Here is a 26463-nt window from a genome sequence, read left to right on the forward strand (position 1 = left end):
GAAAATCGCTTGACAGAATTTTAATTTTAAAATCGTAAGAAATGTATGGGAATGCCTTTTTGGAAGGCATAGAAAAAACCTCCTCAGGCTTGTGAGGAGGCTTACCGAACTGATGAATTAGCCAACAACTTCAACGGTTGCTGACATCACACCTGCTGAAGGAATCTGGGAGTTAGGCATCGCGACGTCCAGTTGGTTAGGGTTGCCTGCCGCAAAACTACCGGTGTCATTAACGGTCCGATACCAAACTGTACCATCAGACAAGGTGATCTTCAGACGTGTACCTTTAGGGAAGACCGAAAGATTGGCAGCAACGCCATCGTATCCCATGTTTGAGCCGAGGACTGCGGGATCGTAGAAGCTCAACTTAAAGGTTCCCTTGTTGGTTGTTGTCTGGGTTGTTTGTGCAGTGCTCGTTGGTGCTGCACTTGCCGCCGCAGCGTTAGCAGCATTTTGCGCTGCCTGTGCCTGAGCTTGTTGCTCTTGCGCTGCTTTTTCGGCAGCTGCCTGATCTGCAGCCGCTTTTTCAGCTGCTGCTTTTTCGGCAGCGGCTTGTTCTTCGGCAGCCTTGGCAGCAGCCGCTTTTTGATCAGCAATTTGATGTGCTGCTTCGGCAATATCATTTGTGCCGACTGTGATGGTATTTTCATTCTTAGGTTTGATCAGTGAATATGCATTCGCCTGTTCAACCTTAGCCTCGTTGCTTAACACAATTGACTTAGCGCTGACTTTACTGTTGTCACTATCAGATGTGGCATGATCGGCAATCGCTTCAACCTTTTGTGAATGATTGCTCGCCATTCCTAACAAAGGTGCCACGCTGAGTAACGTAATGATGGATAATTTAATTTGCTTAGTAAAGATAAAAATTCACTCCTATATTTTGAATAGCCGTCGTTTTGTTCCCCCGAGAACACAAACGAAGTATATAGGTGTGGTGTGTCAATAAAATACCAGCATCATTACAAAAATAGCTAAATTGGTAATATTGTTACGCTGACGTAACAAACGGAATGTTAAATTTTTTCGTAACAATCACTGAACATTTTTTGAAAAAGTGGGTTCAACCCTTGAAGATTCTATGATTTGCGACCATTTTCTACCACAATTTGTGAATTTTTCCAAAGTTTATGGGAGCCTAAACTTTTAGCGATCGGGAAATGATATGCTAAATTCACGTCTAAAAAGTCAAAATTGTGACCGTTTACCGAGGGTGGTCAAGACCAAATTGCGGGTTATTCACTTGTAGAAATCGAAAATTGGACAATAAATGTTCTTCCTTGAAAGTCATTTAACGCGGTTTTCAAGAATCAGGTATAATAAGGCGAGACAAGTAGGGAGGTTTGTGCGGTGGCAATGTATCGGGAAAAGCGTTTTGAGGAGATCAAAAGACTGCTGGCAGTCCGTAATGAACTGAGTATTGACGATATTATGAAAGCAGTTGGCGTTTCTCGCGACACAGCGCGCCGGGACATTGTAGCCTTGGATGCTCAAGGAATTGCCCGCCGAACCCGTGGCGGCTTGGTATCTTTAAACTTCGGCCACAGTATTCCCAGCTACTCGGCTCGTTTGAAACGGTTTTCGACCCAGAAGACGAAAATGGCTAAGGCAGCATTATCGCTGATCAAACCGGGCGGCGTTTATTTCATTGATGACTCGACCACGCTGTTGAAATTGTCACAGTCCATTCGTCATCCGGTGACCGTCTATACGCACAGCCTCGACAATGCCATTGCCCTTTCAGTAGAAGAACAAGTCAACCTGCATCTTTTTGGCGGCAAGCTTGATCACCACGCGCGATTCTTCTTTGAGCCGACCATGTTAGAAACTTTGCGCCGGATTGCTTTTGATGCCGCGTTTATCGGCGCAACGGCGATTGCCGAAGACGGCGTGTACTTTTCTTATATGGAAGACGCGCAAGTGAAACAGGCTGCGGCATTATCGGCACGCCAGGTGGTCGTGGTGTCTGAAACCGAGAAGTTCCAGATTGAAGCGCCGTACCGTGGATTGGAACTAGGACAGATTAGCACGCTGATTACGGACAAGAAATTATCAGCACCACAAAAACGCTGGTTCGCCCCACAAACAAATTTCATCGTTGGCAGCTGAGCAGTACTTAGCAAAAAAGGATTTGATACGTATTCAACTTAAGCAAATAGCCTATCAGCAACGGATTCACGAGGAGGTGGCGTCATGACAACGCCGCTTGTGACGATTATTGTGCCGGTTTATAACCTTGAGGCATATGTGGCGCGTGGTTTACAAAGCCTCTTGGCACAGACTTATTCCCATTTACAGATCATTGTGATTGATGATGCTTCCGACGATCGGTCACCGCAGATCGTGAGCCATTTTGCCCAGCTGGATAACCGAATTCACGCTATTTTAAAATCGGTTAACCAAGGCGTCTCGGCAGCGCGTAACAGCGGATTGGCGCAGGCTCGGGGTGAGCTGATCGCATTCATGGATGGCGATGACTGGTATGAGCCGGACTTCATTGCCCATGCCGTTAAAATGATGAATCAAGGATGGGATCTCATTGCGATGCCGTTTTTCCGGGATGATCCTGACCCAAAACCGGTACGATCGGGGTTACGCAAGGCAAAACAACTGACGCGCGAAGGCCTGATTCGGCAGATGCTGCATCCAGTGGGTTATATTCGTGGTTATCTATGGAACAAAGTTTTTCGCCGTGACGTTATTGAACGACTGCAGTTGCGCTTCGACGAGCAAATGTCCATTATGGAAGACGAACTATTTACAGCAACTTACGTGATGGCAACGCACCACTTCCTGTATACGGGTCATCCGACTTATCACCATGTGGTCCGGCGCGATTCGGCCACCCAGTCCTTGGGTATTTTTGGTGCGATACCGCAACAACTGTATGCTTTATGGCGCATTCATCGGGTTTTGCGCCACGCACGCCGCCGCGCCAAAGCAACTAAGAAAGAAACCGTTAAAATCGATCATTGATCAGGAGGATCACGGACTTTGGCAGAAAATTTAATGACTTTCCCGCAATTGAAACAGGCAGCAAAGAAACAACTGAAAACGGGAACGAATCGTCGGGATCTCATGCTGGCGTACTTGTTACCGAGCTTATTACAGGCCGCGGCGATGATCACCGTTTATTTGATGATTCAGGCGGTGGTGCAAGGCTTCGGTGCCGAAAAAGTACTCACCGATCCGACCGGTTTTCAGGCCTACTACGCCCAAAGCAGTAATGACAGCGGCATGGTGAATACCATTCAAAGCCTTGTTGTGACGATGTTGGTCCAAGGCGTTAACTTTGCGGTGCTGGACCTCGTCCGCAACCATGAACGTGTACGGCCGCTTCAAGCTGTGTTAGGTCTGTTTAACGGTAAATGGTTTTGGGGATCCATTTCATTGTGGATCTTTATGTATTTTCTGACACTCATCGGATTTTCTTTCCTGATCTTTCCCGGGATCATGTTGGCGCTAGGATGGCGACAGGCGTTTTGGGTCTTTAAAGATGGGCGCGAAGCCGATCAACGATTTTCGTCCATCACGGCCTTAATCGGATCATGGCGCCTCATGAAAGGCTTTAAGTCAGATTTACTAGGCTTGTATCTCTCAATGATTGGCTGGTATTTGTTAGAAAATGCTACTTTCCATCTCTTCGACTGGGCCATCAATCCTTATTTGCAGCTGGTTCACGCGAATTATTACGAAAACCGCCGTGCATACAAAATGGCGGCCTTGCACCGCAATGGTTCTGACGTGCACTTTTAGCACAGGCAGGGTATACTGACAGCGATTGAAGACGGAGTCAGGAATTGTGTGGTGCTAAAAGAAGAAGGTTGGCGCTGTAATTATGGAAACCGAAGCATATATGACCTTGGCAGAAGTCAAAAAGCGGCAGGCCAGTTTAAAAGATAAAATGCCGCTTGATCAGGCGATTGCCGAAAACATTCAAAACTGGGCACAATGGCTGCTAGACGAAGGATTTGAAGGCAGCTACTTCACGGCCAAACTAAACGGGAATGCGATTATGATTAGCGATCTCGATGGCCAGCAAGTCGCAACCATCACCACCGATGCGTCTAGTTATGTCGATGCGTTCAAGCAGTCAGATAGAATGACGATGCTGACAGTTCAAAGCAAGTTGCGCCGGCTGATTGACCAGCACGGCATTAAAACGCAGTGACCGGCACAAATCCACTTGGAAGTATGCCAAAATAAAAACACCGCAATGCAGCGGTGTTTTTTCGTGTCATCAAGTTGTGGCTCATCAGAAAATCTTCATCCGATTTAACGGCCAATACCGCCAAACAACGACTGATTGAATCTTGGACTTATCAACAAAGCCAAAATCACGACTGTCGTGGGAAACCAAACGATTGTCGCCCATCACGAAATATTTTCCAGCGGGGACTTTGGCTGATTTGGTTGACGAAAGTGTCTTGATATTGAAATCGTTGGTGAACTTAATACTGGACGGATCCAGTCCCTGTTGACTGGCCCATTTATTAATTTCATCACGTGAAAACTTATGATTCAAATAGGGTTCGGCAATTGCCTTACCATTGACATACAGTTTGTCGTTTTTGGAACTCACCGTATCGCCTGGCATCCCGATAACCCGCTTGATGTAAAGCGACTTTGGCCGATCAGGCGCATTGATCACGACAATATCGTTGCGTTTAGGTTTCTTGATCCGAACTGAATATAACCGTTCATTATTCTCCAATGTCGGTTGCATCGATGTACCCTGCACCACATCTTTGCTTAGGACGTAACGCATCAGCAACTGGGACGCGAAGAAAATAACGACGAAAAGAAGCAGAAACTCAAGGATCGTTCTTAAGGCGGATTGATTGTTATTTTTCAAAATGACACCTTCCGGTACAGATTAACCTTAGTCTACCACAAGCGTTCTATCCACGACTAGAAAGTTCGTCTTTCAATCATACTTCGGGAAAAAGCCGCTTTTTTCTGCTTGCCGACATAGGTCAACAATCTGGGCGTATTCAGCCAGCATCAAGCACCAGCGATGCGGCAAACTCGTGTAACCATAGGCCAAGCCTGCTAAGCCGCCGGTCAACGCGGCTGCGGTATCGGTCGCGCCGCCGAGCATAAGCGCATTTAAAACCGCATCATGATAATCCGGCCAGGTTTGGAGTGCGTGTAAGACCCGAGCCAATAAACTTAGAGGATCGGTGGCAGTGCCATCTGATGCCTGCGCTTCGAGTTTGGTTTGGAATGCAGCAAAAGCAGGTTGATAAGTTGGCTGATCCGCAAAGTATGCGGCGGTTTTGCTGATGCCGGTGGTGATTGCCGTGGGTAAGTCAGGGGCATCGGCAAGCAGTGCAATCGCAATTTGGGTATAAATGGCAGAAGCGACCATATTTTCAGGATCCAGATTGGTGAGCGTGACAAAATTTTGAAAGAGCCGGCTGCCTTCCGCTTTTTGGAACAGGTTGGTTTCAAATGTCTGGTAAGCAAAAAAGGCAAATGGCAACGTGCGAATCAAGGCTCCTGGTTCGTTAGGCGCCGCTGTGGCTTTTCCCGTGGTCAAGGTCGTTTCGACACTTGACCAAATATCAGGATTCCTTTTCCCATAGGGTGCGTACTCGCCGTTTTTGAACCAGGCTTGGTAGGCATTGACCAGTGCATCCTGGTCGAAACCATGCTGCAACGCATCCAGACCGGCCAGGGTAAGGCCTGTTTCATCTGAGTAAGTGCCGGCCGGCTGATTGAACGTGCCATAGCCCTTCATCCCAGCCACCGGCGAAGCGGCTAACTCAGCCTGCGTTTGGCCCTTGACCGGCAGTCCCAAAGCATCACCGATGGCAAAGCCAACCGTGGCGTGAATCAAACGTGATTCCATGATGCCCATTATTTGTCTCCTCCTTATATAAGAAAGAGCCCATTATGCATGTCGCAGGCACAGCATCAGCGGACGCTATGTTTGCCAGCGAGATGCGTCATGGGCAGCACCGATTAATCATAGACATGAAGTTATTATTTCCCTAGAAAAGAAGAAATTGCAAAAGATTTGCCTCGTTGTAAAACAACAGTGGCTGTGATAGCCTAGCAAGCAGTAGCTATTTTCAGAAAGCCAGCCTGCCAATTGTTTGATAAAAGCTTTGGTGTACGGCTAGCAAGGCAGCCAAGCACGTCGCGGTAAGCACGATTGAGCGTGTCCGTGATGCTTGGATTTCAGGAAAAAGTTGATCCATTTGACAAGATGCCCAGCAATGAGCAAAAGGTGCTGCCGGTATTTTAGTTGGATCAATGACGGTTTATAGATTAAGGAGTTCTCATGAGTGTTTTAACCGTAACCGGGTTGTCGCAACGGTTTTTAGATAAAGTGTTATATCAAGATGCCAGCTTTCAGGTGAATATAGAGGACCATCTTGGCGTGATTGGCCAAAATGGGGTTGGCAAAAGTACGTTAATCAAGATTTTAACGGGAGCCTTGACGCCGGATGCCGGTAAAATCGTCTGGCAAAAGCATCTGCACGTCGGGTACTTAGACCAGTACGCTAATTTGGTGCCGGGCCAGACTGTGATCGAATTTTTGCGTACAGCTTTTGAGGAGCTTTATCGCAAAGAGGCCAAAATGAATCAAATTTACGCAGATTATGCGACAAACCCGGACGATGCGCTGTTGGCAAAAGCTGGCGAGCTTCAGCAGGAACTGGAAGCCGGCGATTTTTATGAACTCGAAACCACGATTCAAACTGTGGCGGAAGGTTTAGGCATCACGGCCATGGGGATGGATCATCCGGTTGACGCGCTTTCGGGTGGTCAGCGTTCAAAATTGATTTTGGCAAAATTACTGCTTGAAAAACCGGATATGCTCCTACTCGATGAACCGACCAATTACCTGGATGTGTCGCACATTGAATGGTTGACCGACTGGCTCCAGAACTTCGAAGGGGCTTTTATTGTTATTTCTCACGATTTTGATTTCCTCGAAAATGTGACCAATGCAGTTTTGGATATTGAGTTCGGCCAGATCACGAAATACACGGGCACTTTGAAACAGGCCATGCGCCAAAAGGAAGCCGATCACGAAACGTACCTGAAGGCATTTGCCAAACAGCAGGAAACGATCAAGAAAACCGAAGCCTTTATCCGCAAGTTTAAGGCAGGAACGCGCGCCACAATGGCTAAAAGCCGCGAAAAGCAACTGGCCCGCATGGACAAACTGACACCACCGGGGACTCGTTCTAAAGCCCACTTAGCGTTTCCTTACCTGCCAGTGAATCGGCAGATTTTGGTCGATGTGAATAACTTGGTTGTTGGCTATGATCAACCATTGTTGCAGCCAATCAATTTTTCGGTCGCAAAAGATCAGATCATTGCGTTTGAAGGGTTTAATGGGGTCGGTAAATCGACGTTATTAAAAACGATCCTCGGGTTAATTCCGGCCATTAGCGGCAGTGTCGAAATTGCCGACAACGTGGTCTTTGGGTATTACGAGCAGGAACTACATTGGGATCAGCCTAAACAAAGTCCGGTTCAGTATTTGCAACAGCGTTTTCCGGCGTTAACCCAAAAAGTTGTACGCCAGGTGCTGTCGCGAACTGCTTTGACAAGTGAAGAGGCCAATAATCCGTTAACCATGCTGTCCGGGGGCGAACAAGCCAAAGTCAAATTGGCAGAGCTCATGTTGCAGACCACCAATATTTTGATCATGGATGAGCCAACCAACCATTTGGACGACGACACCAAGAACGCATTGCGCACCGGACTACAGCAGTATCCCGGCGCCGTCTTACTCGTCTCGCATGAGGCAGGCTTTTATGATCGATCCTGGGTAGATACGGTTGTTAACGTGGAGCAATTGCAAGTTAAGGCGTGATTCAATTTCCTTCTGAAGCAAATCAACTAGGCTAATTTTCGCGAAAAAAGGCGCTACCGACAAAATGAAATTATCGGCGGTGCCTCTTTTTTTGGTGTTTAGTTCGTATTGGGACGCGCAGTGGCATGCTGAATTGCTAATGATCCGAATGCCAGACCAGTTGCGTATAGGTATAAGTGAGGTGGTCGGTGACTGGCATGTGGGCATTTTCGTTTCCAGTCAGTGCCTTGGCAAGTTGGCTGGCCGCCTCTACACCCAAAGGCACGGTTAGCTCAGGCAAAAGATCGCTAATCGTTGTCTGCTCCTCAAGATGATAAGTCAGCGTATGCGATTTGAACGGCATGTGGTGGGCACGTAACCAGCGCTCATAGCTGGCAACGCGACTAGGGTCTGCCTGATAAGCGACCGGTACGGTTTGGCCTAAATAAGTTAGCGCGCGATCCATCAAAGCGTCAGACTGTTCGCTTTGAAAGTTCAACACAACGCTTTGATTAGCCCAGTCGGTTAACAATGACAGTTCATTGGCCTCCAGCGTGGGCAACTGGCTAACAAAAATAAGATCGGCAGTAGGCCGCGCTTCGAGCTGATGCCAATCGGCGGTTATGAAGTTGACTGATGTAGTCGAATTGGCTGTTAGCTGTTGCCTTGCATATGCCAGCATGGCAGAAGACCAATCGATTAACGTCAATTGTTGGACATGCGCGGCGAAGCGAGCGGCGTAACGGCCGGTCCCGGCAGCAAGGTCAACGAGTGATTTAGTCGGCAGCAGCCCTTCAGCGAGCAGCCATGCGGTAACATCTCGAGCAATTGGCAAACGTGACGCTTTCTCGGCCGCGACGTAGTCTTCGGCGAATTGATTCCAAAAGGCCCGATTTTCTTTCATGAAAAGATATTTCCCCTCTGAAAATTTTTTTGAAAAAGTAGTTGACTTAAACGGAGAACCTGCGTAGTATATTACGAGTTGTCAGTCATCAAAACAGTTTAAACCGCACAGCGATTTAAAAAAAGATGTTGACAAAGGGTTGCCAATTTGATATTCTAATTGAGTTGTCGCTTGGCAACAAAGTCGTCCTTTGAAAACTGAACAAAGTTTCGTTTAAATGTGCAGGGTCCTTGATACTTCGGTATCGAGGCAAAAAGTAGCATTTGCGAAGTCAATTCGCTAGAACAACAAATCGAGCTATTCGAACAGCTCATATTTATATGAGAGTTTGATCCTGGCTCAGGATGAACGCTGGCGGCGTGCCTAATACATGCAAGTCGAACGAGTTTTGGTCGATGAACGGTGCTTGCACTGAGATTCGACTTAAAACGAGTGGCGGACGGGTGAGTAACACGTGGGTAACCTGCCCTTAAGTGGGGGATAACATTTGGAAACAGATGCTAATACCGCATAAATCCAAGAACCGCATGGTTCTTGGCTGAAAGATGGCGCAAGCTATCGCTTTTGGATGGACCCGCGGCGTATTAGCTAGTTGGTGAGGTAACGGCTCACCAAGGCGATGATACGTAGCCGAACTGAGAGGTTGATCGGCCACATTGGGACTGAGACACGGCCCAAACTCCTACGGGAGGCAGCAGTAGGGAATCTTCCACAATGGACGCAAGTCTGATGGAGCAACGCCGCGTGAGTGAAGAAGGCTTTCGGGTCGTAAAACTCTGTTGTTGGAGAAGAATGGTCGGCAGAGTAACTGTTGTCGGCGTGACGGTATCCAACCAGAAAGCCACGGCTAACTACGTGCCAGCAGCCGCGGTAATACGTAGGTGGCAAGCGTTATCCGGATTTATTGGGCGTAAAGCGAGCGCAGGCGGTTTTTTAAGTCTGATGTGAAAGCCCTCGGCTTAACCGAGGAAGCGCATCGGAAACTGGGAAACTTGAGTGCAGAAGAGGACAGTGGAACTCCATGTGTAGCGGTGAAATGCGTAGATATATGGAAGAACACCAGTGGCGAAGGCGGCTGTCTGGTCTGTAACTGACGCTGAGGCTCGAAAGCATGGGTAGCGAACAGGATTAGATACCCTGGTAGTCCATGCCGTAAACGATGAATGCTAGGTGTTGGAGGGTTTCCGCCCTTCAGTGCCGCAGCTAACGCATTAAGCATTCCGCCTGGGGAGTACGACCGCAAGGTTGAAACTCAAAGGAATTGACGGGGGCCCGCACAAGCGGTGGAGCATGTGGTTTAATTCGAAGCAACGCGAAGAACCTTACCAGGTCTTGACATCTTTTGATCACCTGAGAGATCAGGTTTCCCCTTCGGGGGCAAAATGACAGGTGGTGCATGGTTGTCGTCAGCTCGTGTCGTGAGATGTTGGGTTAAGTCCCGCAACGAGCGCAACCCTTATGACTAGTTGCCAGCATTGAGTTGGGCACTCTAGTAAGACTGCCGGTGACAAACCGGAGGAAGGTGGGGATGACGTCAAATCATCATGCCCCTTATGACCTGGGCTACACACGTGCTACAATGGATGGTACAACGAGTTGCGAGACCGCGAGGTCAAGCTAATCTCTTAAAGCCATTCTCAGTTCGGACTGTAGGCTGCAACTCGCCTACACGAAGTCGGAATCGCTAGTAATCGCGGATCAGCACGCCGCGGTGAATACGTTCCCGGGCCTTGTACACACCGCCCGTCACACCATGAGAGTTTGTAACACCCGAAGCCGGTGGCGTAACCCTTTTAGGGAGCGAGCCGTCTAAGGTGGGACAAATGATTAGGGTGAAGTCGTAACAAGGTAGCCGTAGGAGAACCTGCGGCTGGATCACCTCCTTTCTAAGGAAACAGACTTTAAGTCTGACGGAAACCTGCACACACGAAACTTTGTTTAGTTTTGAGGGGACGACCCTCAAGCACCCTAGCGGGTGCGACTTTGTTCTTTGAAAACTGGATATCATTGTTGTAAATGTTTTAAATTGCCGAGAACACAGCGTATTTGTATGAGTTTCTAATTTAGAAATTCGCATCGCATAACCGCTGACGCAAGTCAGTACAGGTTAAGTTACAAAGGGCGCACGGTGGATGCCTTGGCACTAGGAGCCGATGAAGGACGGAACTAATACCGATATGCTTCGGGGAGCTATAAGTAAGCTTTGATCCGGAGATTTCCGAATGGGGGAACCCAGTACACATCAGTGTATTGCCTGCAAGTGAATTCATAGCTTGTCGGCGGCAGACGCGGGGAACTGAAACATCTCAGTACCCGCAGGAAGAGAAAGAAAACTCGATTCCCATAGTAGCGGCGAGCGAAGTGGGAAGAGCCCAAACCGAGAAGCTTGCTTCTCGGGGTTGTAGGACTGGACATTGGAGTTACCAAAGTTCGACGTAGTCGAAGTCAGCTGGAAAGCTGCGCCATAGAAGGTGAAAGCCCTGTAAACGAAACGGCGGACCCTCCGTCCAGGATCCTGAGTACGGCGGAACACGTGAAATTCCGTCGGAATCCGGGAGGACCATCTCCCAAGGCTAAATACTCCCTAGTGACCGATAGTGAACCAGTACCGTGAGGGAAAGGTGAAAAGCACCCCGGAAGGGGAGTGAAACAGTTCCTGAAACCGTGTGCCTACAATTAGTCAAAGCCCGTTAAGGGGTAATGGCGTGCCTTTTGTAGAATGAACCGGCGAGTTACGTTTGCCTGCGAGGTTAAGATGAAAAGTCGGAGCCGGAGCGAAAGCGAGTCTGAACAGGGCGAATGAGTAGGCAGATGTAGACCCGAAACCAAGTGACCTACCCATGACCAGGTTGAAGGTGTGGTGAAACACACTGGAGGACCGAACCCATGTATGTTGAAAAATGCTGGGATGAGTTGTGGGTAGCGGTGAAATTCCAAACGAACTTGGAGATAGCTGGTTCTCTCCGAAATAGCTTTAGGGTTAGCCTCGGAGGATGGATCATGGAGGTAGAGCACTGTTTGAACTAGGGGCCCATCAAGGGTTACTGAATTCAGATAAACTCCGAATACCATCGATCTTACTCCGGGAGTCAGACAGTGAGCGATAAGGTCCATTGTCGAAAGGGGAACAGCCCAGATCACCAGTTAAGGTCCCTAAATTTATGCTAAGTGGAAAAGGATGTGGCGTTGCACAGACAACTAGGATGTTGGCTCAGAAGCAGCCACCATTTAAAGAGTGCGTAATAGCTCACTAGTCGAGTGGCACTGCGCCGAAAATATACCGGGGCTAAGCATAATACCGAAACTGTGGGTGCACCCGTCAGGGTGCGCGGTAGGAGAGCGTTCTAAGGGCGTTGAAGGTCGATCGTGAGGACGGCTGGAGCGCTTAGAAGTGAGAATGCCGGCATGAGTAGCGAAAGATCAGTGAGAATCTGATCCACCGTATGACTAAGGTTTCCTGGGGAAGGCTCGTCCTCCCAGGGTTAGTCGGGATCTAAGGCGAGGCCGCAAGGCGTAGTCGATGACAAGCAGGTTGAGATTCCTGCACTAGTTTATTTTGTTTAAGCGATGGAGGGACGCAGGAGGCTAAGGAAAGCGCACGGCTGGAAAAGTGCGTCCAAGCCGCAAGTCTGGTGGCGAGTGAAATGCTTGCGACCATAAGGACAAGCGGTGATGGGGAGCGAAATTAAAGTAGCGAAGTTCCTGATGTCACACTGCCAAGAAAAGCTTCTAGTGAGAAATAAACTACCCGTACCGCAAACCGACACAGGTAGTCGAGGAGAGTATCCTCAGGTGAGCGAGCGAACTCTCGTTAAGGAACTCGGCAAAATGACCCCGTAACTTCGGAAGAAGGGGTGCTGACCGCAAGGTCAGCCGCAGTGAATAGGCCCAAACAACTGTTTATCAAAAACACAGGTCTCTGCTAAATCGAAAGATGATGTATAGGGGCTGACGCCTGCCCGGTGCTGGAAGGTTAAGAGGATGAGTTAGCGCAAGCGAAGCCCAGAATTGAAGCCCCAGTAAACGGCGGCCGTAACTATAACGGTCCTAAGGTAGCGAAATTCCTTGTCGGGTAAGTTCCGACCCGCACGAAAGGCGTAATGATTTGGGCACTGTCTCAACGAGAGACTCGGTGAAATTATAGTACCCGTGAAGATGCGGGTTACCCGCGACAGGACGGAAAGACCCCATGGAGCTTTACTGTAGCTTGATATTGAGTGTTGGTACCGCTTGTACAGGATAGGTAGGAGCCGTAGAGATCGGAACGCTAGTTTCGATGGAGGCGTTGGTGGGATACTACCCTAGCTGTATGAACACTCTAACCCGCGCCACTGATCGTGACGGGAGACAGTGTCAGGTAGGCAGTTTGACTGGGGCGGTCGCCTCCTAAAATGTAACGGAGGCGCCCAAAGGTTCCCTCAGAATGGTTGGAAATCATTCGCAGAGTGTAAAGGTAGAAGGGAGCTTGACTGCGAGACTGACAAGTCGAGCAGGGACGAAAGTCGGGCTTAGTGATCCGGTGGTTCCGTATGGAAGGGCCATCGCTCAACGGATAAAAGCTACCCTGGGGATAACAGGCTTATCTCCCCCAAGAGTCCACATCGACGGGGAGGTTTGGCACCTCGATGTCGGCTCATCGCATCCTGGGGCTGTAGTCGGTCCCAAGGGTTGGGCTGTTCGCCCATTAAAGCGGTACGCGAGCTGGGTTCAGAACGTCGTGAGACAGTTCGGTCCCTATCCGTCGCGGGCGCAGGAAATTTGAGAGGAGCTGTCCTTAGTACGAGAGGACCGGGATGGACGTTCCGCTGGTGTACCAGTTGTGCCGCCAGGCGCATCGCTGGGTAGCTATGAACGGAAGGGATAAACGCTGAAAGCATCTAAGTGTGAAGCCCCCCTCGAGATGAGATTTCCCATTCCTATATGGAAGTAAGACCCCTGAGAGATGATCAGGTAGATAGGCTGGAAGTGGAAGTGCAGCGATGCATGGAGCGGACCAGTACTAATCGGTCGAGGACTTAACCAAGTAGAGCGTGAGCAGGAGCGCTTAGAAACCGGAGCATAAGCGGGCCTGAGTTCGTTGGCCGGGTTTTGGCCAATGGATTCAGGGTTCTTATGTGGAGGTTTCTGCGACTGCGAACGCGTTTCGATGAAATACACTGGTTCCCGACAACACAAAAACAACAATGATAGCCAGTTTTGAGAGCGCAAAGTTCTCATAAGTGTGGTGGCGATAGCAAGAAGGATACACCTGTTCCCATGCCGAACACAGAAGTTAAGCTTCTTCACGCCGAGAGTAGTTGGTGGGAAACTGCCTGCGAGGGTAGGAAGCTGCCACGCTAAGATAAGATCCGGTCATATTGACTGGGTCTTTTTTTGATGAGCGTGAGCCAGCCCGGTTAGAAACCGGAGCATAAGTGGGCCTGAGTTTGTTGGCCGGGTTTTGGCCAATGGACTCAGGGTCCTTATGTGCAGGTTTCTGGGCTGGCGAGCGCGTTATAGAAAGCGAAAGTCAGATTTCGCGTTTGCCAATAATAGAACAAACTCCCAATTGATATTTGTTTAAGGCCACTTACACGCAGACTTCTGCGCCAGTGAGCGCGTTAAGAAAGCAGAAGTAGGAATTTCAAACCTGCCTTAAACAGAACAAAATTCATAACTCTCCACAAACGGAAAATCAAAAAATAATCTTGAAACAACAGTACCATGCGTGCTACATTGCAGAAGCAAGCGGAAAAGGGGGCCATAAAATGCCAGTGAATGCGACGAAAGAGACACTAAAGGAGTTGACCGCTACCGGAACGGTGGTTGTCGACTTTTGGGCGCCGTGGTGTGGGCCTTGTAAGGTGCTTGATCCGATTTTAAATGCGCTTGCAAAAGAACTGTCAGGGCTAAAAGTAGTGCGCTATAACGTGGAGGCGGATGCTTCGGTGCCGCAAACATTGGGAATCATGACAGTGCCGACAATAGTAGTCTATCAGCAGGGACAACCAAAAGAAAAAGTGAGTGGCGTTTATGCCAAAGAAAAATTGAAGCGTTACTTTGAAAAGAGGTTAGAGGCAGCGCGATGACATATTCAATTGAACAAGAAAAAACCCAAACCCCAAATCGTGTCTTAGCTACCTGCCTTTTAGCCGGGCGAATTATGATCGAAGGCGGTTCGGAAATGTATCGGGTGGAAGACACGATGCGCCGAATCGCTTTTAACGCTGGTCAACCGCAAACGTTGGTGTTCACGACGCCAACTGGGATTTTTGCAAGTATTGAAAATCAACCGTATATTCAGGAACGGCCGATTAGCAAACGCTCGATTGATATGGAGAAAGTCTCCCGGGTGAATCAGCTTTCCCGATCGTTTGCTGCCAAAGAAATTGACTTGGATGCATTATATGCGGCACTGCTTAAATTGGATCAGAATACGCCGTTTTTCCCAATTTGGTGGCAGGTGATCGGTGCTGCCGTTGTCAGTTTGACCTTAATGGTTTTATTTGCGCAAAAATACAACTGGTTTGATATGCCTTTGGCGGCGTTGGTTGGCGCACTTGGTTTTTGGGTGAATATCAAGGTGAATGCCTTAACGAATATTCGCTTTATCAGTGAATTACTCGGCGCTTTGGTTGTCGGATTAACGGCATGGATCGGTGTTAAATTAGGGTTAGGTCATGATCTGGATGACATTATCATCGGTGCGATTATGCCGCTGGTGCCGGGGGTGGCGATTACCAATTCGATCCGGGATATGTTGGCCGGGCACCTGTTGTCCGGCATGGCGCGGGGCATGGAAGCAATCTTAAGCGCCTGTGCCATCGGTGTTGGGATTGCCATTATTTTCCGGTTCTTTTAGTGAAGGAGGCAGTGCTCTTGCCGTGGTTTGTTGCGTTATTGATCCAGCTATCTTTTAGTTATTTAGCAACCGTTGCGTTTACGGTGATTATCAATGTTCCGCGCAAGGCACTGAATCTTGCTGGTTGGGCTGGCATGATGGGATGGCTGGCATACTGGCTATTGATGGAGGCAGGTATTGGCCGGATGATGGCTAACTTGACCGGTGCCTTTGTCATTGGGGTGTGCGGCATCTTCTTTGCGCGTTATAAAAAAATGCCTGTCATTATCTTCAACATCCCGGGATTTGTCCCATTGGTGCCAGGCGCCGTTGCCTATCAGGCAGTTCGCGCGGTGGTGATGGGGCAACTGGATAGCGCTTTACAATATGTCAGTCGCGTGATCATGATTGCCGGGGCGATTGCGGTCGGTTTCATGTTGGCGCAACTATTGTCAGAATTGTTGTATAAACAGGCAGTCTTAAAGCCGAAAAAGTGATATACTGTTTCTATGCGATGAGTCGAGTAAGCACGGTTCTTGTGCTGAAAGTTGCAGCTGACTGGTTAAAAGCCACCCGCCGGATTGTGGGGTCAGCGATCTCAAGGTTGTGGAGCCAGCGAGATCCTATCCAAGTTAAATTGGGTACTGTAAAAATTGGCAGTCAAGCTTAATGCTTGGCTGCTTTTTTTCGTTTCATGCCGTTTTGGCTGTTTTCACTCTGTTTTTTAAAAATCAAAAAAGTTCCGAAATCATTCACTTATTAACAAAATTATGAGAATGATCCCCTTAATTTTAGTGATATTTCACATTAGGGCAGCGTCTGGAAAACGTTAAGATAGCGACACATCAGCTGTTTTTGTTAAACGTGCAAAAAATTAAAAATTTAAGTTGACTTTTTGCGTGAATCCAATTAGTATTCTAACCAATCATTAATTTTAACGGGAGAAGGCGATTCAATGTCATCTATGTGTATGTCATCTAAAAAGCGCAATATTCGTCAAAGCATATGCTTAGTCTTGTTGTTGATGCCAGGGACCCGACAGTTTGATCGTTAATGATCAGCGTATCGAGCCCCGTTTTCGTATTGACAATGGGGCTGATACTTGGCACCCATTCGTCGGAATGGGTGCCTTTTTGTTAAAGATTAATGAAAATTACTAGGGATGTTAAAAGGGGGAACCAAAATGAAAAAGAGCGTTGTGAAAGCTTTGATTGGTGCGGGGGTTGTTGCCGTGTCCATGCTGGCACTGACCGGTTGTGCGACCAAGAGTGCGGCGAATAAAGGAAATACGGCGGGTACTACGATTAAGATCGGCGTAAATATGGAACTGTCCGGTGCCGTAGCTGGTTACGGCGACCAGGAAAAGCAAGGGGTCGAGCTGGCAGTTAAGCAGATTAATGCTGCTGGCGGCGTGAAAGTTGGTAACAGCAAGAAAAAGCTGACGGCAGTTTATCGCGACAACAAATCATCAACCAGTGGGGCGGCGTCGGTTGCGGCGCAGTTGGCAAATAACGAGAAGGTCGTTGCTATAGTTGGGCCGGCGACGACTAATAACGGGACGGCTTCGATTCCAAATATCACCAAAGCGGCAGTGCCGATGGTGGGGCCAAGCGCAACGGATCCTAATTTTACCTTGCAGAAAAACGGTCAGGTGCAGCCTTACGTTTTCCGCGCCTGTTTCACGGACACTTTCCAGGGGCAAAAAGCCGCGGTGTTTGCCGATGACACGTTGAAAGCAAAAAATGTGGCAATTATTGCCGACAACTCAACGGATTATGGCACTGGCTTGGCCAAGGCGTTTAAGAAGAAGTTTACCGGCAAGGTCGTAACCACGGATTATTATCAATCAGGCGATAAAGACTTCAATGCCATGTTGACGAATATTAAAAACACGCGCATTTTAGAATCAAGTTAGCCACTGTCTCAAAATTTTTTGGACAATAAAAAACATCAAGAACAGATATCCTGTATCATTGAAGTTCCTACACAAACAATGGAAGAGGATATTGTCTTGATGCAGAAACAGGATAGCACACACCGCCAAAAAGGTCAGCACTTAACATCACTCGAGCGCGGAAAAGTGGCCGGATTCCGCCAAGCTGGGAAGTCCAATCGTTGGATTGCTGCTGAAATTGGCGTCTGCCCGCAGACCATTAATAATGAAATCAAGCGAGGTACAGTAGATCAGGTCAAGAAGAGTAATGGCAAGCGCGTCTACCATCGACAATACCTGCCAGAGGCTGCTCAGGCACGTTACGAGACTGCATGCTTGAGCTGCCATCGTCCTGACAAGTTCGCCAGCGTACAGGTCTTCTTAGCCTGGTACGTACAGCGAGCTAAGCAGGACAAATGGTCGCCGGATGCTTCAATCGGCTATGCCAAGCGACACAAGCTGTTTACTCCTGAAGAGCTTGTTTGTGCCTCGACTTTGTACCAGTACATTGACGACCAACGCCTAGAGATTCGAAATATCGACCTGTTGGAGAAGACTAAGCGGAAGACCTCTCACCAGCACCACACCAAGGCTAAGCGCCTGGCTGGCCGCAGTATCGAGGAACGGCCTAAGGTCGTTGAACGACGCAGGCAGTTCGGTCACTGGGAGATGGATACCATTGTCGGTAAACGCAATGGCAAGGAGAGCGTCATCTTGACTCTGATTGAGCGCAAGACCCGTTGCCAACTTCTCCGCTTGATCGAAGGACGAGATGCAGACTCTGTGAGCTATGCATTGCGTGGAATCAAGCGCGAATGGGGAGCTTGCATCAAGACCATCACAGCCGACAACGGACCCGAGTTCACCGCCTTAAATACTGCTTTTGCTGGGACGGAAACTGAGATCTTCTACGCCCATCCTTACACGTCCTGCGACCGTGGCACCAACGAGGCACATAACCGGATGATCCGCCAGGACTTCCCTAAGGGCATGTCCCTAGATGACATTAGCCCTAGTCAAGTGCAGGCCACGCAAGACCGCTTGAATCAGTTGCCTCGCAAACAACAGGGCTACTGCACACCCCAGCAAAACTTTGAGGCCGAAGCTCGGCGCGTTCGCCGCATGGCCCAGTAGTCTCTCTAGCGCCACAACTTCTATTTGATAACGGCCTGTTCTGGGATTGTCCTCAACGACTGGCTAACTTGTTCTTGCAATTTACGCTTAATTTTCTGACCGAAGAAACCGGTGAATTATCGCGGGCGATTCGAGCGTTGGAAATTGGCCGCGATCATCCGGGTGAGCCGGCTAAAAGTCAGCATGCCTTGGATGCTAATTTGAAAGAAGAATTGGCTGATGTTCTCGATCAGGTTCTGATTCTAAGCGACAAGTTCGGTATTGATCCGGAAAGCTTGCTTGAACAAAGCGAACGAAAGCTGACGCAGCGGTTTAAGCACCATGCGTGAAACCATGAGTCTTGCCAGCTAGTTTAGATCTTTTATGAATCAGATCGCATAACCAGCAAAAAAACAGGTCGACCGCAATTGTGATTGACCTGTTTTTTTAATGCTTCAATTATTGCGGCTTGTTCATCAAGGATTCTGATTGCCGTCACGTGGCGCTGGACCGACACCGCGGCCGCTACCGCCTTGTCCTGGACGAACGCCTTGTTGATTTGGTGTTGCGACCATGTATTGACTGATCAAGTTAACAATTTGCCGATTTTGCGGCAAGTCGCTGTGGCCGGCCTCATCACCGGAAACCGTGATCTGGGTGTAATGGGCGACCTGATTTTGGAAAATATACTTCCCTGCCTCGACACTTTCGATCGGCACGGTGCCGTCACCATCGAGGTTTTCGGTTCCGGCAATCGAGTAAACGGTTAGGGTGCTCGGCAGCTTGTCCCGACTGGTAATGAAGTCGTTCAACATCTGGGTGCGGTTGTTAGGGTTACTTTCTTCAAGATTATATGGCGTCCCAATCGTCATGAGGCGGGTCATCTGCACGTCGGACTCGTTGTAATATTTTTCGAGAAAAAGCGTGAAAATGAGGCCGCCGTTACTGTGGCCAATGCCGCGGAAACGATTGAAGTTATAGGTTTTGGCCAGCTGCTTGAAGGCAATATTAAACCACGCTGCCTGCTTTTTGATGTTGTTGTAGCCGTCCTTGTTATTTTCAAATGCGACAACAATGTACGGCTCGGTGTCACGCGCAGCAATTTTACCGCTGTAAGTCAGTGTGCCATCTGTTTTCACCGTGATCTTCAGGAGACTGTGACCATTCGTCTGGTTGTTGAGCTGGGTGATTAAGGTGTTGAAACGGTCTTCAGTCGCCGAGCTCCCGGGGATTAAGATGATGGGCTGCATCCGCGAATTATGGACGACTCGTGCCGATTTGACGTTTTGGGCCATCCATTTGGTTGCTGGGAACACGACTGCTCCGATGGCAAGAATGCTGAAAAGAATAAGCAGCCATCTGCGCCAATGTTTAATCATGATGATCACCGACCTTTGCTGATTCAAGACTGACGGTTTCGGCTAACCGGACAAACGGTGCGTAAATTAACACCGAGACGATTAAGCAGATCACGGCCACCACTAAGGCAACCAGATTGCCGTTCGTGCCAAGAAACGCTGCCAGCGGTCCCGGCGTGGTCGTCGGGACTGTGTAAACCGAAGGCGGCATGAGACGCAGACGGATGGCGGCCCAGGCAATTACCATGTTGACCAAAGGGGTGATCAGAAACGGTACTAACAAAATCGGATTCAGCGTCACCGGCCACCCGATCATCACAGGGGAACTAACATTGACCAAACCCGGCAGAAGCGATAGCCCGGCAATCCGCCGTAATGGTTTGGATCTTCCTACCCAAAGTGTCGCAATAATCAGCGCTAATGTCATGCCGACGCCGCCAAAGCTGGCAAACGGATGGTAGATGGTATTCATGGTGATCGGGTTAGGCACGTTGAACAAATTAGCGTGTTCCAGCGCATAGTTTAAGTTCGCCGTGCCAGTCGTACTTCCTGACTGCACCATTAACGGATTAATGGGACCTTCAATTCCTGACCACCACATAAGCGCATTGATCGTTGTGACCAACGCAAGGCGAAGCGATACATGCGGTATGTTTGTGGCCGGAACTTGAAAAATCACATAGAAAAGACCGACAAAACCTTCCGTTGACACAAAAGTAAGGCCGTAAGTGATCGCAACACAGCTAATAAGGATCAGTACAGTTAACCAGGTACCTCGCAAACCCCGACTGATTAGGCCGGCGATGGTGTAATGTTGTGAAGGTTCCTCAAAATCGGCGTGGGTGAAGCGAAATAACCAGCCGATCAGCAACCCGAAAACAATGGCGATGAATAAGCCGCGATAGCCGAAGTTGTTCATCTGAAACGGTGACTGAGCATTGCGCTGTGCATTAAAATTCAAAATTAAAAAAGCACCGACACTGGTGAGCGCCGCCAGTGAATCATCCTTTTTATAAGAACGGGCAATGTATTTTGCAACGAAGCAGGCAGCCATAACGGACATCAGGTCAACGGTCACGGTTTCAATGATCAGCAACAGCGTGCGGATTTGGTTGTAATGAGGGATGACATTGTCGAGATTGTAGATGACCGCAAAAAAACCATTCCGCGAAAAGACACTTAGTTCCAGCATCTGGGCCCACGCGCCGACCATGACAAACGGGAAAATGGCAGCAAAAGTTTGCTGAAGTGCACGATAAATCCGGTTATGCCGCAATCGAACACTGTTTGCCACGAGCATGGGAAGCAATCTTTGCATGAGATTGCTCATTACTGCCATCTCCCTTAATTTTTATTTGATGAAGTTCTATTAAGGTTATTCTAACAAATATTAATGTGAGCGAGTAGCTTTAAGACGGAATCTTGACGAGTTTAACGATTTGCTAAAAAAGTAGGAATGAGAACTTATTTTCCAGCATGCAAGGGCTTCCGTACCATGGTATTCTTAAGTCAAGACAGTAAACGGAAATGCGTTCGCTGGCGCAGGAGTCTGCGTGTAAGTGCCTCAGACGCAATGGCCAAGATCGGGCATCGGGCCATCACACCTGACCACTTACACTCCGGTTTCTAAGCGCGCCAGCTCACGCTCTTAATTTTTGGAGGCGTAAAAATGAATAAGAACGAAAAACCATTGGCAAAGTATATTGATCACACCTTATTGAAACCGGATGCAACGCAGGACGAGATTGATGTCGTTTTGGGGCAAGCAAAGCAGTACGATTTTGCCTCGGTTTGCATCAATCCTTATTGGGTTGCGCGGGCCGCGGCCAGTTTACACGATACGGATGTCAACGTTTGTACCGTGATTGGCTTCCCGCTTGGCGCCAACACAACGCAGACCAAAGTTTTTGAAGCCGGTCAGGCGCTTGATGAAGGCGCAAAGGAAGTCGACATAGTCTTGAACATCGGCGAACTAAAAGCAGGCCATGATGACCATGTTCGTGCCGACATTCAGGCCGTTGCGGATATGACCCATGCAAAAGGCGGCTTGTTGAAAGTCATCATTGAAGCAGTTCTGTTAACCGATGAGGAAAAGGTAACGGCTTGCAAGTTGGCAGCTGCTGCCGGCGCTGATTTTGTCAAGACGTCAACCGGCTTTGCTGCGGGCGGGGCAACGGTTCATGATGTTGCGCTTATGCGGCAGACAGTTGGCGATAAGTTGGGCGTTAAAGCCGCGGGCGGTATTCACTCCTATGCCGAAGCCAAGGCGTTGATTGAAGCCGGCGCTGATCGGCTAGGGGCAAGCGCCGGTGTTCAGATTTTGAAGGAAGCGGGGGAGGCATAGTATGGCATTTGAGCGAATTATTACCATCGTTCTAGACTCGATTGGCATTGGCGAAGCGCCGGATGCAGCCAAGTTTCATGATACAGGCGCCGATACGCTTGGTCACATTGGCGATTATTTTGGCGGGAAACTAGCGCTGCCGAACTTGCAGGCGATCGGGCTGGGCAATATCGATCGGAAAACGCCAATTGCTGGGGTTGGACCATTGGGAAGTCCCAACGGCTATTTTGGCAAGATGGCGGAGATTTCTGCTGGTAAAGATAGTATGGATGGCCATTGGGAGATGATGGGTCTTCCGGTCACTGAACCGCTTGGCTATTTTCCTAAGGGCTTCCCGGCTGACCTGATTAAGCAAATCGAAGACTTTTCCGGGCGCAAAGTCATTCTCAATAAGCCGTATTCCGGCACCGAAGCCATTAAGGATTATGGTGAGCAGCAATTGAAAACCGGCGATCTCATTGTTTATACTTCCGGTGATTCAGTGTTACAGATTGCCGCGCAGACCGATGTGATTCCGCTTGAAGAGTTGTATCGAATTTGTCGATATGTCCGCAGTATTACGATTGATGCGCCATATCGAATCGGCCGGGTCATTGCTCGCCCATATGTTGGCACCGATCCGACAACCTTCACCCGCACCAGTGATCGTCACGATTACACGTTGCAGCCGGATAAGCCGACTGATCTCGATCGCTTGCAAGGAGCAGGCGTGTCGACTTATGGTATCGGGAAAATCAATGATATTTTCTCGGGACAGGGCTTAGACGATGGCGTGCACGCCGTCAGCAACACAGACGGCATGAACAAAACGATTGAGGCGGCGAAATCTGACCGTAAAGGCTTTATTTTTACGAATCTGGTCGACTTCGATGCCATGTATGGTCACCGCCGCAACGCCCAAGGGGATGGTGAGGCGTTAATGACGTTTGACCGCCAGCTGGGTGATTTACTGACGGCTTTGCAGCGCGACGATTTACTCATGATCACGGCCGACCACGGGAACGACCCGACTTTCCGCGGGACGGATCATACGCGCGAATATGTACCATTGTTGGCTTACAGTAAGCAATTCGTTGGCAATGGTGATTTGGGTATCCGATCGCCGTTTGCTGATTTAGGCGCCACGATTCTCGACAATTTCGGCGTCAGCGGCAATCAGGTCGGCCAATCATTTCTGAGTTTGTTAAAATAACACAACCCAGCGAAAGGGGATCAACAATGAGTACACATATTGCAGCTCCAAAAGGCGCCATCGCGGATGTGGTGTTGCTGCCAGGCGATCCGTTGCGCGCGCAATACATTGCCGAGAACTTTTTGGGAAATGCGACGCGCTACAACACCGTTCGCAATGCGTTTGGCTACACCGGAATCTTTGAAGGCCGGCGCGTGTCGGTTCAGGCAACAGGGATGGGCATTCCGTCAATTTCGATTTATGTCAACGAGTTGATTCAGGATTATGGCGTAAAAACGCTGATTCGCGTGGGTACGGCTGGCGGAATGGGCAAGGACGTCAAGGTTCGCGATGTGGTGTTGGCGCAAGGCTCATCGACAGATAGCAGCATCATTTTGAATACCTTTGGCGCTGGAATGTACTTTGCGCCTTTGGCAGACTTTCAGCTATTACGCGAAGCAGCAAATTTGGCAGATGACAGTTCGATCCGCTACCATGTTGGTAATGTACTAGGCGAAGACCGTTTCTATAATGATGAAATGGATCGCCAAAAGCTGATTGACTACGAAGTTCTGGCAACGGAAATGGAGACGCCGGCGCTATATTTACTGGCAGCTAAGTTCCATGCGCAGGCGTTATCAATCCTGACCGTCTCGAATCACTTGATTACAGGCGAAGAAACCACCGCTCAAGAGCGACAGACCAGCTTCAATGACATGATCGGATTAGCACTCGGCGTGGCTAAAAAGATTCCTGTACGTTAAATAACATATAAATTTTATGTATACCAGCAAGGTTGTTTCGATTGATTTTCAGCTGTAACAGCAATTTAATATGCGAACAAGTGGGAAACGTGTTATTCTGTATATGGTTTCTTAAGAAAAGGTAAATGACAATTGAATTGTAAAACTCAGTCTCATGCAATTATTCAGTCGAAGAATGGAGGAGTACATACATGGTAAAATCTAGAAAAGTATGGTCAGTAACGGCAGGCTTTGTTGGTGCTGCCGGTCTGGCGGCTTTAGCAACCGGTGCTAATACTGTTTCTGCATCTACAACGGGAACGGTCAACTACAAGACCGGTGCAACCACCGTATGGAATAGTCCATCATGGAACCACGTAAAACGCTATGTAACGTTTGGCGACACGGTGCAGCTATTAGGTAAGACAGTTGACCACAATGGTGCAACCTGGTACAAAGTTGGCGACAACCAGTGGATCCCTGAGCTCTATTTGAACGTTGACGGGAAGACTGCCCAGGTTGAAGCACCAGCATCAACTGCCAGTCAGGCACCAGCTAGCCAAGCACCAGCATCCCAGGCACCGGCAAGTCAAGCGCCTGCCAGCCAGGCGGCACCTGCAACGACTCCAGCAGCTACACAAAGTGCCAACATCCAACTTTATGTTAAGAATGTTGGCTCGGCTGTGACGGTTTGGGCAACGCCTGCATACGGTCGGGCAACGGGTCAGTATCTTGAAGGCCAGCAGTCAGTTACAGCTGTGGCTCAACAGCAAGCAAATGGTGAAACCTGGTACCAGCTTTCCAACGGTGGCTACGTACCTGCACGCTTTGTCAGCACGACACCTGTAGCAGCGGCACCGCAATCCACAGCACCTCAGTCGACTGCTTCAAGCGCAGCTGCCCAACCTGCACAATCTGCTGCATCACAGGCACCAGCTTCAAGCTCAGCAGCACAACCAAGTCAAGCGCCAGCATCACAAGCGCCTGCTTCTAGTGCAGCGCCACAAGCCAGTCAGGCACCAGTCTCACAAGCGCCTGCTTCAAGCTCTGCAGCTCAGCCAAGTCAGGCCACTGCGTCACAAGCACCTGCTTCAAGTGCTGCCACGCAACCGGCACAGCCAAGCCAAGCGCCAGCATCATCAGCAGCACCGCAGGCACAAACAGTGCAAGTAAACAACACTAACGCAGGTAATAACGCGCAGATTCAACAAGTAGCTGCTTATTCAGCGCCTGTTGCGTCAACCGCAACCGATACATCGCGTCAGGCAAAGGTTCAAGCTGTTATCTCGGTTGCTGAACAGCAAATCGGCAAGCCATATAGCTGGGGCGGTAAAGGTCCTACAGGCTTCGATTGCTCAGGCTTAATGTACTATGCATTCTTGAACGGTGCAGGTAAGAACATCGGCGGTTGGACCGTACCACAAGAATCTTCAGGCACGCAAGTTTCTCTGGACGCGCTTCAACCAGGTGACTTGCTCTTCTGGGGCAGCCATGGTTCAACATACCACGTAGCGCTTTACATCGGTGGCGGCACCATGATTCAGGCACCGCAACCGGGTGAAAACGTTAAGTACACTGCATTGGCATACTTCCAGCCTGACTTTGCGGTTCGTCCGAACCTGTAAACTTAAATTGAATTATCTTTTTCAAAGAAGAGCGTCTTTTAGCGAGGCGTTCTTTTTGTTTGGGGTGATTCTTTTCAATATTCGCCAGATAAAGACGACTGGACTGGTGCGCCTTGCTGTCTTTACATTTGTTCTTTTTTGTTTATTTGAACAGCCTGAAAATACCTATATATAGGCGTTGTCGGCCCAACAAAATCAAAAAATGAAAAAAGTTGTTTATTAAGCGTTTACATTAAAACGGTTACATGTTATAGTCAATTTGTTGAATACAGGAACACATGTGGATCGTTACTATTCAATTAGGCGTAACCACGGCAGTCGAAGATAGCTGGATATCTTCGACCGACCGTGGTTTTTCTTTTGCCATTTTTTGTTTAGCAGTTTATAGCCATGAGCCGGATCGCGACCGGCGAAGGCATATCAATTTTTCACCTAGAAAGAAGGCTAACTCATGCAAGTCATTGTGAAACGACTTGAGAAGCATCAGGCTTTATTTGAAAAGATCTCGCGAAACATTTACTTGATGGCCATTAAAGATGGTTTCCTGGCAGCAATGCCGATCATTCTGTTTTCCAGTATTTTTATTCTTTCGTAAATTGCAAGAACAAGTTAGCCAGTCGTTGAGGACAATCCCAG

21 protein-coding genes, 3 rRNA genes and 1 pseudogene are annotated in these 26463 nt (G+C 48.9%); 19 read left to right on the top strand and 6 right to left on the bottom strand.

Annotated elements, in window-relative coordinates; all coding sequences use genetic code 11:
• Positions 1 to 117: 117 nt before the first annotated feature.
• Positions 118 to 801 (bottom strand): hydrolase, encoded by a 684-nt coding sequence (locus LBCZ_RS00970; RefSeq protein ID WP_025013803.1) that lies wholly within the window; start codon positions 799 to 801, stop codon positions 118 to 120.
• A gap of 549 nt (positions 802 to 1350) precedes the next feature.
• On the opposite strand from LBCZ_RS00970, the gene LBCZ_RS00975 reads away from it, so the two are divergent.
• The 4 genes from LBCZ_RS00975 (at position 1351) to LBCZ_RS00990 (ending at position 4171) form a co-directional block, all read left to right on the top strand.
• Positions 1351 to 2109 carry a DeoR/GlpR family DNA-binding transcription regulator gene (locus tag LBCZ_RS00975; RefSeq protein ID WP_010489757.1) on the top strand — a complete coding sequence of 253 codons (759 nt, stop codon included), beginning with the start codon at positions 1351 to 1353 and terminating at the stop codon, positions 2107 to 2109.
• An 84-nt stretch (positions 2110 to 2193) separates the two neighbouring features.
• The gene (locus tag LBCZ_RS00980; RefSeq protein ID WP_025013802.1) at positions 2194 to 2976 is read left to right on the top strand and encodes a glycosyltransferase family 2 protein; all 783 of its coding nucleotides are present in this window, start codon (positions 2194 to 2196) and stop codon (positions 2974 to 2976) included.
• Positions 2977 to 2994: 18 nt separating this feature from the next.
• Positions 2995 to 3756: a DUF975 family protein gene (locus LBCZ_RS00985; protein WP_025013801.1), complete on the top strand. Its 762-nt coding sequence runs from the start codon at positions 2995 to 2997 to the stop codon at positions 3754 to 3756.
• Positions 3757 to 3838: 82 nt separating this feature from the next.
• On the top strand, positions 3839 to 4171 hold the full coding sequence (locus LBCZ_RS00990; RefSeq protein WP_025013800.1) for a hypothetical protein: 333 nt from the start codon (positions 3839 to 3841) through the stop codon (positions 4169 to 4171).
• 84 nt (positions 4172 to 4255) lie between these two features.
• Here the strand turns inward: LBCZ_RS00990 and lepB are convergent, their stop codons facing one another.
• The gene (gene lepB / locus LBCZ_RS00995; RefSeq protein ID WP_010489740.1) at positions 4256 to 4855 is read right to left on the bottom strand and encodes a signal peptidase I; all 600 of its coding nucleotides are present in this window, start codon (positions 4853 to 4855) and stop codon (positions 4256 to 4258) included.
• A 72-nt stretch (positions 4856 to 4927) separates the two neighbouring features.
• Positions 4928 to 5863 (bottom strand): ADP-ribosylglycohydrolase family protein, encoded by a 936-nt coding sequence (locus LBCZ_RS01000; RefSeq protein ID WP_025013799.1) that lies wholly within the window; start codon positions 5861 to 5863, stop codon positions 4928 to 4930.
• Positions 5864 to 6289: 426 nt separating this feature from the next.
• On the opposite strand from LBCZ_RS01000, the gene LBCZ_RS01005 reads away from it, so the two are divergent.
• Complete coding sequence (locus LBCZ_RS01005) at positions 6290 to 7837, top strand: ABC-F family ATP-binding cassette domain-containing protein (protein ID WP_025013798.1); 1548 nt, start codon at positions 6290 to 6292, stop codon at positions 7835 to 7837.
• 136 nt (positions 7838 to 7973) lie between these two features.
• Here the strand turns inward: LBCZ_RS01005 and LBCZ_RS01010 are convergent, their stop codons facing one another.
• Positions 7974 to 8720, bottom strand: a complete 747-nt coding sequence (locus tag LBCZ_RS01010; protein ID WP_025013797.1) for a class I SAM-dependent methyltransferase — start codon at positions 8718 to 8720, stop codon at positions 7974 to 7976.
• A 316-nt stretch (positions 8721 to 9036) separates the two neighbouring features.
• On the opposite strand from LBCZ_RS01010, the gene LBCZ_RS01015 reads away from it, so the two are divergent.
• The 9 genes and pseudogenes from LBCZ_RS01015 (at position 9037) to LBCZ_RS01055 (ending at position 18936) form a co-directional block, all read left to right on the top strand.
• Positions 9037 to 10606, top strand: a 16S ribosomal RNA gene (locus LBCZ_RS01015).
• Positions 10607 to 10825: 219 nt separating this feature from the next.
• Positions 10826 to 13743 (top strand): 23S ribosomal RNA (locus LBCZ_RS01020).
• A 197-nt stretch (positions 13744 to 13940) separates the two neighbouring features.
• Positions 13941 to 14057, top strand: a 5S ribosomal RNA gene (gene rrf, locus LBCZ_RS01025).
• Together the 16S, 23S and 5S rRNA genes form the textbook arrangement of a ribosomal RNA operon.
• 410 nt (positions 14058 to 14467) lie before the next feature.
• Positions 14468 to 14788, top strand: coding sequence for a thioredoxin family protein (locus LBCZ_RS01030; RefSeq protein WP_025013992.1), 321 nt, complete (start codon positions 14468 to 14470; stop codon positions 14786 to 14788).
• Positions 14785 to 15561, top strand: a complete 777-nt coding sequence (locus tag LBCZ_RS01035; protein WP_025013991.1) for a threonine/serine exporter family protein — start codon at positions 14785 to 14787, stop codon at positions 15559 to 15561. Before LBCZ_RS01030 ends, LBCZ_RS01035 begins: the two co-directional genes overlap by 4 nt.
• Positions 15562 to 15578: 17 nt before the next feature.
• Positions 15579 to 16037, top strand: a complete 459-nt coding sequence (locus LBCZ_RS01040) for a threonine/serine exporter family protein (RefSeq protein ID WP_025013990.1) — start codon at positions 15579 to 15581, stop codon at positions 16035 to 16037.
• Positions 16038 to 16723: 686 nt separating this feature from the next.
• Positions 16724 to 17440, top strand: a pseudogene (locus LBCZ_RS01045) (ABC transporter substrate-binding protein); the annotation flags it as partial.
• Between the two features lie 114 nt (positions 17441 to 17554).
• On the top strand, positions 17555 to 18607 hold the full coding sequence (locus tag LBCZ_RS01050) for an IS30 family transposase (protein ID WP_039639675.1): 1053 nt from the start codon (positions 17555 to 17557) through the stop codon (positions 18605 to 18607).
• A 74-nt stretch (positions 18608 to 18681) separates the two neighbouring features.
• Complete coding sequence (locus tag LBCZ_RS01055) at positions 18682 to 18936, top strand: MazG nucleotide pyrophosphohydrolase domain-containing protein (RefSeq protein WP_225423320.1); 255 nt, start codon at positions 18682 to 18684, stop codon at positions 18934 to 18936.
• Positions 18937 to 19062: 126 nt separating this feature from the next.
• Here LBCZ_RS01055 and LBCZ_RS01060 read toward each other — a convergent pair whose 3' ends face one another.
• Together LBCZ_RS01060 and LBCZ_RS01065 are read right to left on the bottom strand one after the other, a co-directional pair.
• Positions 19063 to 19965, bottom strand: a complete 903-nt coding sequence (locus LBCZ_RS01060; protein WP_025013840.1) for an alpha/beta hydrolase — start codon at positions 19963 to 19965, stop codon at positions 19063 to 19065.
• Positions 19958 to 21274: a PTS sugar transporter subunit IIC gene (locus LBCZ_RS01065; protein ID WP_039639673.1), complete on the bottom strand. Its 1317-nt coding sequence runs from the start codon at positions 21272 to 21274 to the stop codon at positions 19958 to 19960. Before LBCZ_RS01065 ends, LBCZ_RS01060 begins: the two co-directional genes overlap by 8 nt.
• A 339-nt stretch (positions 21275 to 21613) precedes the next feature.
• Between LBCZ_RS01065 and deoC the strand changes: the two genes are divergently transcribed.
• From deoC to LBCZ_RS15915, 5 genes are all read left to right on the top strand, one after another.
• Entirely contained in the window at positions 21614 to 22288 is a 675-nt protein-coding gene (deoC, locus tag LBCZ_RS01070) for a deoxyribose-phosphate aldolase (protein WP_032959094.1), read from the top strand.
• 1 nt (position 22289) lies between these two features.
• Entirely contained in the window at positions 22290 to 23480 is a 1191-nt protein-coding gene (locus LBCZ_RS01075) for a phosphopentomutase (RefSeq protein ID WP_025013842.1), read from the top strand.
• 26 nt (positions 23481 to 23506) lie between these two features.
• Positions 23507 to 24223 carry a purine-nucleoside phosphorylase gene (deoD, locus tag LBCZ_RS01080; protein WP_025013843.1) on the top strand — a complete coding sequence of 239 codons (717 nt, stop codon included), beginning with the start codon at positions 23507 to 23509 and terminating at the stop codon, positions 24221 to 24223.
• Between the two features lie 191 nt (positions 24224 to 24414).
• Positions 24415 to 25827, top strand: a complete 1413-nt coding sequence (gene msp1 / locus LBCZ_RS01085; RefSeq protein ID WP_025013844.1) for a cell wall hydrolase P75 — start codon at positions 24415 to 24417, stop codon at positions 25825 to 25827.
• 451 nt (positions 25828 to 26278) lie between these two features.
• On the top strand, positions 26279 to 26422 hold the full coding sequence (locus LBCZ_RS15915) for a hypothetical protein (RefSeq protein ID WP_156129371.1): 144 nt from the start codon (positions 26279 to 26281) through the stop codon (positions 26420 to 26422).
• The last annotated feature ends 41 nt before the right edge of the window (positions 26423 to 26463 follow it).

The organism is Lacticaseibacillus casei DSM 20011 = JCM 1134 = ATCC 393 (assembly GCF_000829055.1).
GTDB classification, from domain to species: domain Bacteria; phylum Bacillota; class Bacilli; order Lactobacillales; family Lactobacillaceae; genus Lacticaseibacillus; species Lacticaseibacillus casei.